The sequence below is a fragment of the Thermosipho africanus Ob7 genome (genome assembly GCF_003351105.1).
GTDB lineage: Bacteria > Thermotogota > Thermotogae > Thermotogales > Fervidobacteriaceae > Thermosipho > Thermosipho africanus.
In genome coordinates this window covers 55878-70234 of sequence record NZ_NKRG01000004.1, presented here as the reverse complement: position 1 = coordinate 70234, position 14357 = coordinate 55878, and the positions used below count along the sequence as shown (strand labels likewise).

Genomic DNA, 14357 nt, shown 5'->3' with positions numbered 1-14357 from the left:
TAGACCTCCCTTAAAATGTTTTCCCCATTAGGAAGAAAAAGTTCCAATTATCATTGTAATATGCTTCTCCAAATCTCAAAAGGCCAAACATTGGGACATTAATTCCAAGCTCAACCCCAAATGAATAATTCAACTTATCAAAGATATAATCTTCTCCTGCATATGCAAAATCTGAAAATAGAGCAACATAGAACGGCATATTAGTATTTTCTTTTAAAACATACCTTAAATCATTATTTAATAACAATGTTTTGTTTCCTTCTAAAGTTGCACCTCTAAGACCATTTAAACCGTTTAAATAATTGTAAATTGTACTTCCTTCTTCTTGGAAAAGTTGGGAAGCATATAACCTTGAAGCAACTACTATGTTGCTAAATGGAATATGTAAAGAAAATTCTTCTTGAAGTTTTAAAGCAACTGGTGCATCACCTGTTAATTTAAAATATTTTTGTCCCACAAAATTTAAATTAATTCCTTTTGTAGGAATAATCAAATCATCAAGATTCTCATAATTGTACCCAACAAGTACATTTGCACCAAAATACTCTGTCGGAGTTGCAGAAATAGTTTTCTTGTAATTTACGCCCCCTCCAAAACTAAAACTGTTGTTGTTTATCTTTAAAGTGCTAAGAGAAACATTAAAACCAAAATTATTACTCGTTGCATCTTCCAATGAATCACTCTTATAACTATAATTTAAAGTACTGCCAAAAATTACAGGTTTTCCAAAAGGCTTCCTTATTGAATATTCTAAACCAACAACCTTATTAGTCAATCCAAGTGAAACATTTAAGCCTATTGTTTGCCCAAGGCCAAAAGGATTAGTCGTCTTTAGTTGTATTTGGGCTGCAAAACCTTCATACCAAGGTCTATCATCTCCAGGAGGTCCCCAAGCACCTCCTCCAACAAAATTAAACCTTTTTTCTTTTTCTTTGACAATCAATGTTACATCTAAAGTATCGGTCGAAGAAGGAGTTATGTCAAAATCTATGTTTTCAAAAAATTGAGCCTTATAGATCTCAACATATGTATCTCTAAGACTATTTCTATTTGCATAATCACCCGGTTTAACTTTTATTAAATCATCAAATGTATATTCCTTTGTCCTTGTTAAACCATCAATATTTAATTTTCCAAATTTATACTCCAAAACTTCCACTTTGAAAATTCCATTTTCAAGTTTTGGATTAATCTCAATAAAATATTCTTCCGAATCGTACCAACTTTTTACTTTTTGAACAATATTTAAAAGCTCGATATTTGTAAATGTTCCTGATAATGTTTCTAAATCACTAAAGTCATTTAATGTATTACCTTCAATATCAACCTTTTGTATATAAACTGGCTCCCTTGTAATGGTATTTTGAACAATTACGAAATTCAACTTTTTAGAAGGTTTCTCCGTATCCACCTCTAAAAATTGTAAATTCGTATATGGTGAAAAATATACATATTTACTTAATTGCTGGTAAACTTTTTGTATGTCTGAGAGTTTTGGATAGTAATCTTTTTCACTGTCAAACAATCTCAAAAACCAATTTTTTTCAAGATAATCTTTATATTCTTTTATTTTAGTTTCTTTCTTAATATCATACAAAACTTCTTCTATACCTTTTGTGTTTCCAGAAAATTCTATATCGTATAATGCATATTCTGTTACTTTAAAAGTTACTTCTGTTGACCCAACAGTACCGCTAACGTATACAAATGCTTGATCCTTATTTTTAGAAAATACATTAGCAACAAGATATCCATTGTCTTTATACAGCTTTGTTATATTTTCAATACTCTCTTTAAACTTTACAAAACTAAAAGGCTTACCTTCTTTCAATGTAACTGATGATTCAAGAGTCTCTTTTTCAATTAACCCAACTCCATTAATTTCTAGACTAACATTTTCTATTTTTCTATTTTCAACCACATTTATGACTAATTCCACAACATTATCTTTTTCAACTTTTTCCCATTCAACACTTGAAAAATAACCTGTTGATTTTAAATTCCTTACAATGTTATTTATAGCATAATCATTTACATCCATCCCTAAATACTCTTCATATGCAAATTTTAAATCCTCCTCGTTGAGAGAATTCAATCCGTTAAAAGATACTTTCTCAAGCACAAATGAAAATGATAAAACAAAAAAAAGGCTCAAAACAACGACCAACACTTTTTTCATAACCTAACCTCCTTGTTTTTCTAATTCTTCGATCATTTCCTTTAAAATGTTAATTTTTTCTGCACTATCTAGACTTCCTAAGTACTTTTTAACAACTTCGCTGCTAATTTCATAGCAGTCATTATACCTACATCTTTTGATTGTCAAATTAACATCTTGGTTCATTAAAAGACTTAAAAATACCATTGTTAAGTCTCCCACAGGTTGACAATCAATGTGCGATTTTTTAAAATTTGCATAGACTTTTGTCCCTATTCCAAGCTTTGTTTCAATTTTTACCTCTCCGCCTGTCATTTCTGCCGCTTGCTTTAAAAATGGCAATCCCAAACCAAACCTTCGAATCTCTTTAGATCTTGTTGTATAGAAAGGATCAAACACCTTATCAACATCCTTTATACCCGGTCCATCATCAGCGACAATAAATGTGAACTCATCATCTGTTTCATTTATCTCCAAAGTTACATTTTTTGCCCCCGCTTTAATTGAATTTTCAGTAATATCTTGAACATGGTCAGCAAGAGTTACAAGTCCCATATAGTTTTCACCTTGCCTTCAATAATACTATCTAAAATATTTTTCACGCTTTTTTCACCTTCAATTATACTATACCTTTCACCAATTTGATTTATAAAATGTGCATCAGAAGAACTTAGAGCAACAAAGCCATGTTTTCTCGCCAAAAACAAATCATCTTTACTGTTAACTTCCACAACTTTCACATCTTCATTTGGAAAAATTCCCAGTTGATATAAAACGCCAAATTTTCTTGAAATATGAGCATATACGGGAATACCATTATACTTATTTATTAAATTAACGGCTTGACTTAAGGATAAATCGGTAGGAAAAGAAAGGGGGATAAATTCCATACCAACAAACTCGTCTTTTTCATTTATATAAAGTTGATAACCAAATTTTTCAGGATCGTATTTAATCTTTGGAAGGTGAGTATAAACAATATCGGTTAAATTTTCTAGCGAATCTATATCATAGAAATATCCTAAAATATGGACATCTTCAATTGTTTGTATCTCGATGCCTGGAATTACTACCTTTCCAAATTCTTTTAACACATTTGAAAATATTCTTACATTTTTTCCACTGTTATGATCACAAAGGGCAATTACATCAAGAAATGAATTTTTAAAAACACCAGGTACCATTGAAATATCGGCACATGGTGAAAGGCAAGAATGAACATGTAAGTCACATTTCATATTATTCCAAGTGAATAGATTTTACCTGAAACAACAAAAGAACTTTCATTTGATTTTAAGAGACTAATTCCTTCTTCCTTTGCTTTTTCAATTGTATCAGGCGAATACTCTAGTCCTTCACACAAAACAATAGCCTTTATTCCAACCATTGACGCGACTGCAATAATATTTACATGATTTTGCACTGTGATCCAGATAGAATCACTTTTGGCATTTTTCATTACCATACTTAACAAATCACCGGTACAACCATGGAGAATATCGCAATCCTCTTTTAAATAAACAACTTCTGCATTTATCTTTTCTATAATTTCGGATAATTTCATTTTTACACCTCTCATATTTCATCTATGCGGTTTGATCAAACAATATTCCAAGTAAATATTTTGGAAAACTCATACCAAACTGCAACGCATTTTTTGCTATTTCAAGCATTAAAATCTGCCTCTCCAATTCTTCTCTTTTTACTGGGTCCTCTTCAATTTGTAATTTTAACTGCAGCTGCCTAATTTTTTCAGAAACATGCCTTGTATCAACCTTTAAACCTTCATTTTCAGAATTTTCCCTGTCTTGATCATTTTTTCCTGGAATATACATCCAAACTCTTGTCTTGCCTGCAACAGCAGCAAGAAAAGAGCCTCTTTTTCTAAGATCAAGATATATTCCACCATATATAATATATCCGCCTTCTTTTTGGGCTTTTCTTTCAAAGGCATAATAATTGCTCAATTCTTGAGATAAAACTCTTAAAACACTCCTACTTGCCGGCGCACCATGAGAAAGGCCCGGCTCTCCAGGATCAAGCTTATAACCAAGCATTGGATTTGAAATAGCAGATACTTTCATAGTATCACCTGCTTAAAAATCTCAACGCCTTTTTAATAATATCATCTAACTTATCGTCCTTTGCGGCAACTTTATTAACAGCCTTTTTAGCCTGATTCCTATTAAAGCCCAAAGTAACTAAAGCTTCTATAGCTTCTAGGACTTTCCTATCTTTTTCATTAATACTTACATCTAACTCTTTAATTGTATCTTTTAGTTCTAAAACTATTCTCTCTGCAGTTTTTGGCCCTATTCCAGGTAGGCTCGAGAGTGCCTTTACATCTTCATTGATTATAGCACTTACGACTGACTCAACACTGTTTGATGAAATAATCTTCAAAGCGCTTTTTGGCCCAAGCTTGTTCACACCAATTAACTTTTCAAAAAGTTTTAGTTTAATAACCTCTAAAAAGCCATACAAACTTATTCCATCATCATTTACAACCATTTTTGTATATATTTTTACATTCCTATTTATATATTCCTCAAAATCTCCCGTATCTCCTACAATTATTTCATATATTAAATCATTTACATTTACATATACCTTACCATTTTCTATACTTTCAACTTTTCCATTCAAAGCATGAATCATATATTCACCCCAAATAATTCCTTAGCATTATTTATTAACTTTTCAGAAACATCTTCACCGATCAATTTATTTATTTCTTCTACTACATATTTTACATATGAGGGCTCATTTCTCTTTCCTCTATAAGGTTGTGGAGGAAGATATGGACAATCAGTTTCAGTAACTATATTTTCCTCTCCAATTAATCTTACAATATCTCTTAATTGCTGATTTTTCTTGTATGTTAATGGCCCACCAATTCCTAGATAAAAACCCAATTTAACAAATTTTAAAGCATACTCTCTATCACCACTAAAGGAATGAATTACACCATTAAACGGACCGATCATTTCAAGTATACTGTATGCATCTTCATATGCATCTCTAACATGAACAACAACTGGTAATTTCAAATCCTTTGCAAGCATTAACTGCTCTGCAAATACCTTCTGTTGTACTTCTTTTGGGGAAAAGTTTCTATAATAATCCAATCCTATCTCCCCAATTGCCACAACTTTTTCATTCTTTGCTAGCTTTTCCAATATTCCAAGATAATCATCTGGTACATTACTGCTATCATGTGGGTGAACACCTACTGTTGTAAATATCCTTTCATACTTTTTTGAAAGATCAATACATAGATAACTATCTTCTATATTTGTAGCTACATTAACTATAAATTCAATACCATCATTTTCAAAATTTTTTATAATTTTCTCTCTATCTTCATTAAAATGCTTCATGTGCAAATGCGCGTGTGTATCTACTATTTTCACAAAAACCCTCCCTTCAATTTTTATTATACCACTAAAAAACCAAGTAATTGCAAATCATAATCATACTCAAAAAATTCTGTGTTTCATCTTTATTATTTTTTCAAAAAATTAAAAGCGGCCCATAAAAGGCCGCTTTTAAACTATTAATTTTACTACTTATTTATTTTCCATCTCTTTTAATTTTTTTACCAAGAATGATGCAACATGTACTCCTTTTGTTCCTCTTCCAAAACCTGCATCCATTCCATTTTCTTTTGCAAGATCATCTGTTATTTGAGTTCCACCTGCAACTATAATAATCTTATCTCTAATTCCTTTTTCTATAGCAAGCTCATGGAGCTTTCTCATGTTTTGAACGTGAACATCGTTGTGTGTAATAATCATAGATGCTAAAATAGCTTTTGCACCTGTTTCTATTGCTGCATCAATGAGTTTTTCAGGCGGAACACTTGTTCCAAGATAAGTATACTTAATTCCATATTTTTCAATTCCACCATGCTTTATATCCAAAACTTCTCTTAATCCAACTGAATGTTCGTCGTTACCAACAGTACCTGCTACAACATGAAATGGATTGTTTTTGACATATTCAAAAATTTCCTCTTCTGGTAATGTTTCAGGTTTCTTTGGAATCTCCAATTTATCAACTTCAATTTCAAATGGAACCTTTGCTTTTACCTCAATATATGTTCCTTCTGCAGGATGAAGAACTCCCTTGTGTATTACTGTAATTTCCTCTAACCCAAGTTTCTTACACAAAGAAATTGCAGCAGCTTCTGCTAATTCTTCAGGTAATGCAAATGTCATATCAAGTTGAATCCAACCATCTGCAAACCACTCAACTTCAGGTTTTATTACATTTCTTTTTTTCATATCTCTGATTCTTTCAAGTCTTACATTTACATTATCTGTTTCATCTAATTCGTCAATAAACTGAATTTTATCAGGGTTATGAAGCGTACAACCGCCTATAAGATCACAAGGTTTTTCAATATCTTCAGGAAGATTGTTGTATCCAAAATGCTCACAAACAGGAGCCATATAGTCCTCATCCCTTGGTACAACTGTTCCAGCGGCAATTTCTCCATCCTTTTTCCTTGCTATTCCATCACCAATTCTTTCTGGGTAGTATCCATTATCTACAAACATTCCAGCCTCTAATGCTTCAAAGTACCCACCCATATCCAAAATTTCTTCCAGCATGAGAATAGCTCTCATTTTCAATTCTCTTACTTTTTCCCTTATTTTTTTCTCATCAATTTTTACATATTTTTTCATTCCATCTAATGCAACCAATGTATGTTTTGCCGTTTCAACGCCACGAATTGAATTTACGTGCCATGGAACATTCCTTCCTTCATCTGGAGTAATAGTTGATTGTAAATCTGCTGATGTAAGTCTTGAAATTAATGTATTTAAAACGTGTATTCTTGTAGCATCGAAAAGGTCAGATTCTATGTATCTTGTATTCATTTGGGCTCTAAATCTAAATCCATCAAACAATTCTCTTAATGCTACAGCATATGGTAGGTTATATCTAAACTCAGGCATTGGAGCAACAACTGGTGGAACTGTGGATAGTGCTATATATTCTTTTTTCATTCCTGCTTTTAAAGAATACATACAGTTTATTCCATGTTGGACAAGAAGTTCAGGCATTACCGTCCACGCAAGTTTTGCTGATGCATTTGCATTATGTGCACCGTCAATTTGGAGCATATTAACAGACGCCATTATCTTTTTTGCAACAGCTGCATCAACAAAAGATCTAATAGGATTTATACCTCTATACAAAACATTGTATTGTGGATCCTGGTGTGCTCCATTAACTCCTTCTTCAGCAAATAAAACAGCTATCTCCGGCCCTGCAACGCCTGAAACGTAACTGTGAAAATTAATTGGGCGGCCTACTTCTTCTTCAATAAGATCAAGAGCTTTTCTTGTTGCACGAAGTTGCTTTCTTGTTATAGGAATTCCACCAACACCTTCTGGTGTACCTTCTATAAGTCCATCGTAGTGTGATTGACCAAGAGTTCGTATAACCATAATATGATCTGCACCATGCCAAGCTGCCATCCTCATCCTTCTTATATCATCTTCGAACCTTCCCGAAGCTATTTCTGAGGTAATTACTACTTCCGGTTGAGGATCAATATTTCCAAAGTAATGTGCAGCTGGAAGTGGAATAGAATTTTTTAAATTTTCGCTGACTTGGTAATATTCATAATCCCCAATTTTTGAACCTTCTGGGAGTCTTTTTCTCCAAGTCCATCCTTTTCTCTTTGGGCGATATTTGTCCAAATCTTTCAATATTTCATCTATATCTATTGGCTTTTTTGGATCAAGCATTATTATTCACCCCTTTGAAGATCCTATCAACATCTTCCCAATATTTTCCTTCAATCAAGGCCCTACCTGCTTCTATAATATCCAAATTTTTCTCTTTTGCAATTTTCCAAACAATATGACCAGCGCCTTTGCCAAGGAGTCCTCTCTGGAATATCATGTCAACAAGTTTTGATGCCTCAATACTATTAAAACCCATCCTCAAAAGAACTGATCTTTCAACAGATGGAGATGTATGGGTCTTTGCAAGTTCTATCAGAGGATCTACAACCTTTTCAACAAGATGCCAAAAATATTGATTTAATTCATCATCGGTCATTTTTTGTAGATGCTTGCTTCTTTCCAAAAAATCATCTTTTCTAGGCTTCAATTACTTCACCTCCAAGTTCTTTAACAAATTTAACTATCTTCTCTATGCTTGTATTTGTATCTTGAGCCATAAATTCTATCTCTTGCTTGTTAAACTCCTTCTTGTTATACCTCTTTATTACCTCTTTTACATAACTCTTTCTTACTTCATCCATATCAAATTCAATGTATCCAATCTGTGAAGGATGTTCTGGTATAACTATTCTTTTTCCTGGAAGATCTTCTTTTATTGGATCTCCTCTTTTTATTTCCATACCCATTTTTCTAGCAAAAGTTAATTGTGCAGATGGCAATTTTCCTGCCCCAGTATATTCAGTTTCGTTCACAACTATTACTTTATCATCATCCATTTCCAGTGCAAGCGCAAATGCAGCTGCAAGAGAAGTATTTCCTGCAGGCCCCCTCTGCATTCCTTCAAGTTGTGCAAGCATTTCAGTTATATAGAACACTTCGCCTTGAGTCACAAGAAGATATCTATCCATATATCTCAATGCACGTGCCGCATTCTTAGGAACATCTGATCTATCAGGGAATGTCGCAAATGGAATACCAAATCCAGTATGACCAGTTGTAAAGTATTTTTTGTTAAAATCATTATCGCTTGCCATATGTAATCCTCTAAGATTTACACTTGCTGCAATTATTTCAGTTTCATTTGCTCCTGCCTTTTTTAATCCTCTGGCTGTTCCAGTTAAAATTCCTCCACCTGCATGTGTTATAACAACTGCATCAGGATATTTACCAACCATTTGCATAGTTTGCTCTGCTATTTCATATCCAAGTGTTTCAACACCTGCTATCGCATACGGTGTATAAAGAGATGCATTAAAAAATCCCGTTTCTTCAAGTAAAACAAGGGTATAATAAAATAGTTCTGGCCCGACCGTTAATTGAACTACTTCCGCACCGTATGCTTCGCAAGACCTTGCTTTTTCAAGTATTTCTGGCTGTCCAATCCACCTACTATCGTAGCATTCTTGCGTAATAATACACTTTAATCCTCTTTTTGCTGCTTGAGATGCAACTGCAGCACCATAGTTTCCACTTGTTGCAGCAATAACTCCTTTATATCCATGCTTTTGTGCATGATATACACTCACAGATGCTCTTCTATCTTTATAACTCCCAGAAGGGTTTGTAGCTTCATCTTTAATAAAAATTTTTGCGCCTTTCCCCTTTGGGGCGATCTTTTTTATGAGTCTGTTTATCTGTTTTAACTCTACAAGAGGAGTATTACCGACTCCCGTCTCACTTTGAATTTCTCTTACTTTATCAAGTGAATAGCCTACTTCTTGCATCATTCTTTCATAGTCAAAAACTATCTCTGAAGATATGAATTTTTCATAATCTATTCCAACTGCTTTTTTCATTATTTCGTTTTTTCTAGACATTACTGCATCATATGATAAGTCACGCATCACTATCACCTTCTAAAATCTTTCTAAGTTCAATACCTATAGTTAAAAGTTCGGGAACTGGCTCACCAAAATCATGTTCGTATTTCGGATTAATTGCAACAAGAGTCCCTGTCACTCTCCTCCCAATAAGAGTTAATATTTCTACTTCATCTCCTATATTTGCTTCTTCATTCTGCAAAAACCCTTTAACTCTCATTTTTAAAGGTACCTTTTTTGTATCATCTGGAAGAGGTGCCGTTCTTTCTTCCGGTTTTAAAAGAAGTTTTTCTATTTGAACCCAATCTCCCTTTTTTGCCTTCATACTTTCCACCTTCTCATCATTTTATAGACAAAACTGAACGTGGCACTGGAAGATCTGCCATTGTTTTTAATCCTGGTTCTGCACCAATTACAATTGGAATCATATTTGTTGCAATAGCTATTGTTGCTTTTCCACCTGGGATTTCAGGCTTTATTGCAAGTTTTATATCTGGATCACCGTAAATTTCTATATAATCTCCAGTTTCAACTCCTTCAAGATGTGGATGAATTTGTTGAGGGTGTTGCATTTCAATTACTACTTCATCTCCAATATATGCTTTTGCGGAGTGATTACAACCTGCAACCATACCTGGTTCTACTTTAACTACAGGCGTTTCTCTGTGAACATTTGAAATAATTGGTTTTCTTTCTTCTTCAATTTTAGTAATATTCCAACCAAGTGCTCTTGCAATCATCATAATACTTTGTGGGAAACCTATATGTCCAACTATCTTTCCAGTCTTTAAACCTTCCTCAAATTGTTCTGGAGTTGTTCCAACTCCTTGAGTTTCCATAACAGTCTTTCCAAATGGTGAAAGGTCGTTAATTCTTCTTGCCACTATCTTATCTACTCTATTGCATACTCCTGTTAATGAAAGAATTAATGTATCAAGAACAAATCCAGGATTTACCCCCGTTCCAAGTATTGTAACTCCATACCTTCTTGCTAGACTGTCCATATATAAAGATTCTTCTGGGTGTGAGTCAAAAGGAAATGCCATCTCTTCTGCAATAGTTACTACATTACAATGATTTTTTACTGCATATTCTATTTGTGGAAGTACTTCTTTAACAAAAGAAGATGTAGCTATAACTACAAGATCTGGATTAGTCTTTTCTATTATTTCCTTGTCCTTACTTACAACAATCCCTAATTTGTCCATTCCAAGTACTTCACCAACATCTTTGCCGGCATGATTTAAATCAATAGCTCCTACCAATTTCATATAACCACTTTGTATAATGTTTTTTGCAATACCACTTCCCATTGCACCTAAACCCCAAGAAACTATTCTCATTCTAACTCCTCCTTTTTTGTATAGTTATCCATTTTTATGTTATCATGTTATTTAAAACTTTTCCAATGTGTGTAAAATGAATTAATTTTAAGTAAAAAAGATAAAGTGTGAAAAATATCATTAAACACCTTTATGCTAAAGTATGCTTTTTTATAGCCTTTTTTCGTAAAGATATATAAAGCAGAATAAAAAAACAACTCACATAAGATTTTTTAATGTTTTTAAGTTTTTAAGATGAAAACTTCAATAAAATTGTTACACAAAAGCACTATTTTTTTACTTTAGTACAGTATAAAATTTTATTGAAAAAATAAAAAACTTTGGAGGTGGAAAACTTGAAAAACCTATCACTAGCTATAAAAATATTTATTATAAGCTCCATTCTGGGAATTTTTATGATACTTCTTGGAATTTACTCCATTAATTCCATGAAATCAAATCTTGTAGAAAATCAAAAAGTAGTATTAAAATCAGACACAAACCATTTTGCAGAAAAGTTATGGGATCAAATTAACTTTTATTCGCAAATATTAAATAATTTAGAACTAAATATAAAAAATGAAAACATAGATAATATCATAAATTTGTTTAAAAACACAAAAAATGGCTACAAAAACATAGAATTTGTCTATGTTACTGATGGAGAAAAAATCTATATATATCCAAATATAGAAATTCCAGAAGATTTTGTTCCAACTACTCAACCTTGGTATCAGGATGCTATAAAGAATAGGAACAGAATAGCAATTTCAGAACCATACGAAGACAGTATCGCAAAAAAAATTCTTATGACATTGTCTAAAAAAACTTCATTTAACGACAAAACTGCAGTATTAGCAATAGATATTGATATTACAAAACTTTCAGAAGCGATAACTTCATCAGACTCAAACGTAACTCATATTTTATTGAGCAACCAAGGAAATGTTATCTTACACTCAAACTCTGAATTTATAGGAGCAAGTGCAAGTAGTACAACTTTATTCCAAAAATTGAGCAGCAGTCCAAATCAAGGTATATTTGAACTAAAATCAGAAGATAATCAAAATCTATTAGTAAGCTTTAGCAAACTTCCAAATGGGTGGATATTTACAAGCATAGTTGATGAAGATTCACTACTAAGCTCAATTAATAAAGAAACAATAAATCTTTTAATAATCTTTATTGTAGGTTTTGGCTTAAGTATAGCTTTAGGTCAAATAATCTCAAACATTTATATCTCAAAACCTCTTAAAAATATAACAAAAGTTGCAAAAAATGTTTCAGAAGGTAATTTAACTGTAAAAGTAGACTATTCATCAAAAGATGAAATAGGAAACCTCTCAAACTCACTTATTCAAATGATTGAATCTTTAAATCAAATAGTTAAAAATATTGAAATGAATGCTAAAGAAGTCGAAGGTGAAGCTAAAAAAGTTTCTAACTTTTCAGAAATCTCTAAAGAACAGATAGAAAATCTTGTACAAAAATTTAGTGAAATAGCTTCAGAAGCTACAAATGCTTCAGCAGCTGTACAACAAGTAACAGCTGCGGTCCAAGAAGTAGCAAGTACTGCTCAAACTGTTTCAAGTGCCGCACAAAATCTTAGTGAAAATGCTCAAAATGTCACTAAACTCTCAAAGAAAGGTCAAAATGAAATAATAAATATTTCTCAAATAATAGAACAAACAAAAGAAAAAGCAGAATTTACCCAAAATGTAGTTGAAAACCTATCAAAAAGAGCAAAAAATATAAATGAAATAGTTGAAACAATCAATTCAATTGCAGAACAAACAAACTTGCTTGCATTAAACGCAGCAATAGAAGCGGCAAGGGCTGGTGAAGCAGGAAAAGGATTTGCAGTTGTTGCTGATGAAATAAGAAAACTTGCTGAAGAAAGTAAGGTTGCAACAGAAAATATCTCAAAAATATTGAACGAAATTCTCAAAGAAAGTATTAATGCAAGTCAAGCTACTAAAGAAACAAACGAAATTGTTTTAACTGCAACAAAACAAGCTATATCGGTCAAAGAAAGCTTTGAAAACATTCTAAATAATATTATGGAAATGACAAATATGGTAGAAAATCTTGCCGCAAGTGCACAAGAGCAAAGCGCAAGTACCGAAGAAATGAGTTCAGCTATGGATACTATTAACTCTTCTATACTTTCAATCTCATCAAATCTCGAAGAAGCATCAAACAAACTAGCCAAACAAGAAGATTTAATAAAAGAAACATTCGAAACTTCTAAAAAACTTTTCAAGCTTTCTGAAAAGCTGTTAAATTCAATAAACAGATTTAAAGTAAAAGATTAAAATAAACACCATCAAAACTCTCCGCAAAAGGCGGAGAGTTTTTTATAACACTTTACACTCATTCTTTTACAAATTAAATTTTTATATAAACGAAACAAAATTTTTATAGTTAAATTCAGTCGATGTGTGGTAGTGTAAAAAGTCCTGGAGATCGACTGAAAAAAATAAGAAAATTATGTAAATTCAAAGTATTTTACGTTAATATTGTTTAATATTTATTATGATTTTTTCGAAAAGGTTGCAAAAAGTAATGATATGTAATATAATTATAATGTAATCTATGGTTTGTACCTTACCTTGTAGGAATTGAAACACGTTTATAAATGTAATATAATCTTCTTTTGTAGTGGGTTTGTACCTTACCTTGTAGGAATTGAAACAAATCTACAAAATTGAAATTGTATTTGCTATGTAATGTTTGTACCTTACCTTGTAGGAATTGAAACGATTTTTAATGTTATTACAACAAATTTACAAAAACATAGTTTGTACCTTACCTTGTAGGAATTGAAACAACATGTGTATGATAAACTCTTCTATTTCTCTTCCAAGTTTGTACCTTACCTTGTAGGAATTGAAACACTTCTTGTGGAATTGCTGCGAGATCTAAATTGGATGTTTGTACCTTACCTTGTAGGAATTGAAACTATTCTACCCAGGACAACCCTGGGTAGAGATAGAAGTGTTTGTACCTTACCTTGTAGGAATTGAAACTAGCAATAGATAAGAGACTTAACAGCCAAGACGCAGGTTTGTACCTTACCTTGTAGGAATTGAAACATTTATGTGTTGATAAAATTATCCCGGCGCAGGTTAGGGTTTGTACCTTACCTTGTAGGAATTGAAACTGTATATTATCACCTCCCCCTGCGGTTCTTTTTTATTGTTTGTACCTTACCTTGTAGGAATTGAAACTTTTAACATGTTATCCCACCTTCCTTTTTGTTTTTTTTAGTTTGTACCTTACCTTGTAGGAATTGAAACAATGTTTATTCATGGGCATTCGTAATAGCTCCGCCTAGTTTGTACCTTACCTTGTA

13 protein-coding genes and 1 CRISPR repeat array (1 of these 14 only partly in view) are annotated in these 14357 nt (G+C 32.4%); of the genes, 1 reads left to right on the top strand and 12 read right to left on the bottom strand.

Annotation, left to right across the window (positions count from 1 at the left end):
• Positions 1-10: 10 nt before the first annotated feature.
• From OB7_RS05200 to ord, 12 genes are all read right to left on the bottom strand, one after another.
• Positions 11-2179 carry a BamA/OMP85 family outer membrane protein gene (locus OB7_RS05200; RefSeq protein ID WP_114702700.1) on the bottom strand — a complete coding sequence of 723 codons (2169 nt, stop codon included), beginning with the start codon at positions 2177-2179 and terminating at the stop codon, positions 11-13.
• A 3-nt stretch (positions 2180-2182) separates the two neighbouring features.
• On the bottom strand, positions 2183-2713 hold the full coding sequence (locus tag OB7_RS05195; protein WP_114702699.1) for an ATP-binding protein: 531 nt from the start codon (positions 2711-2713) through the stop codon (positions 2183-2185).
• Complete coding sequence (locus OB7_RS05190; RefSeq protein ID WP_249031020.1) at positions 2701-3396, bottom strand: PHP-associated domain-containing protein; 696 nt, start codon at positions 3394-3396, stop codon at positions 2701-2703. Before OB7_RS05190 ends, OB7_RS05195 begins: the two co-directional genes overlap by 13 nt.
• Positions 3393-3722, bottom strand: a complete 330-nt coding sequence (locus tag OB7_RS05185; RefSeq protein ID WP_004101328.1) for a DRTGG domain-containing protein — start codon at positions 3720-3722, stop codon at positions 3393-3395. Before OB7_RS05185 ends, OB7_RS05190 begins: the two co-directional genes overlap by 4 nt.
• A gap of 22 nt (positions 3723-3744) precedes the next feature.
• The gene (locus OB7_RS05180; RefSeq protein WP_170128443.1) at positions 3745-4242 is read right to left on the bottom strand and encodes a hypothetical protein; all 498 of its coding nucleotides are present in this window, start codon (positions 4240-4242) and stop codon (positions 3745-3747) included.
• 4 nt (positions 4243-4246) lie between these two features.
• On the bottom strand, positions 4247-4816 hold the full coding sequence (ruvA, locus tag OB7_RS05175; protein WP_004101324.1) for a Holliday junction branch migration protein RuvA: 570 nt from the start codon (positions 4814-4816) through the stop codon (positions 4247-4249).
• Positions 4813-5571 carry a TatD family hydrolase gene (locus OB7_RS05170; RefSeq protein ID WP_114702698.1) on the bottom strand — a complete coding sequence of 253 codons (759 nt, stop codon included), beginning with the start codon at positions 5569-5571 and terminating at the stop codon, positions 4813-4815. Before OB7_RS05170 ends, ruvA begins: the two co-directional genes overlap by 4 nt.
• 156 nt (positions 5572-5727) lie before the next feature.
• A complete protein-coding gene (gene oraE, locus OB7_RS05165) occupies positions 5728-7920 on the bottom strand; it encodes a D-ornithine 4,5-aminomutase subunit OraE (protein ID WP_114702697.1) in 2193 nt (730 codons plus the stop codon).
• Positions 7913-8287 (bottom strand): ornithine aminomutase subunit alpha, encoded by a 375-nt coding sequence (locus OB7_RS05160; RefSeq protein ID WP_012580051.1) that lies wholly within the window; start codon positions 8285-8287, stop codon positions 7913-7915. The genes oraE and OB7_RS05160 overlap by 8 nt, the downstream gene beginning before the upstream one ends.
• The gene (ortB, locus tag OB7_RS05155; RefSeq protein ID WP_114702696.1) at positions 8277-9704 is read right to left on the bottom strand and encodes a 2-amino-4-oxopentanoate thiolase subunit OrtB; all 1428 of its coding nucleotides are present in this window, start codon (positions 9702-9704) and stop codon (positions 8277-8279) included. The genes OB7_RS05160 and ortB overlap by 11 nt, the downstream gene beginning before the upstream one ends.
• The gene (gene ortA / locus OB7_RS05150; RefSeq protein ID WP_012580049.1) at positions 9697-10005 is read right to left on the bottom strand and encodes a 2-amino-4-oxopentanoate thiolase subunit OrtA; all 309 of its coding nucleotides are present in this window, start codon (positions 10003-10005) and stop codon (positions 9697-9699) included. Before ortA ends, ortB begins: the two co-directional genes overlap by 8 nt.
• 16 nt (positions 10006-10021) lie before the next feature.
• A complete protein-coding gene (ord, locus tag OB7_RS05145) occupies positions 10022-11023 on the bottom strand; it encodes a 2,4-diaminopentanoate dehydrogenase (RefSeq protein WP_114702695.1) in 1002 nt (333 codons plus the stop codon).
• 335 nt (positions 11024-11358) lie between these two features.
• Between ord and OB7_RS05140 the strand changes: the two genes are divergently transcribed.
• A complete protein-coding gene (locus OB7_RS05140) occupies positions 11359-13317 on the top strand; it encodes a methyl-accepting chemotaxis protein (protein ID WP_114702694.1) in 1959 nt (652 codons plus the stop codon).
• Between the two features lie 283 nt (positions 13318-13600).
• A CRISPR array of direct repeats spans positions 13601-14357; the repeat unit is 30 nt; unit sequence GTTTGTACCTTACCTTGTAGGAATTGAAAC (it continues 545 nt past the right edge of the window).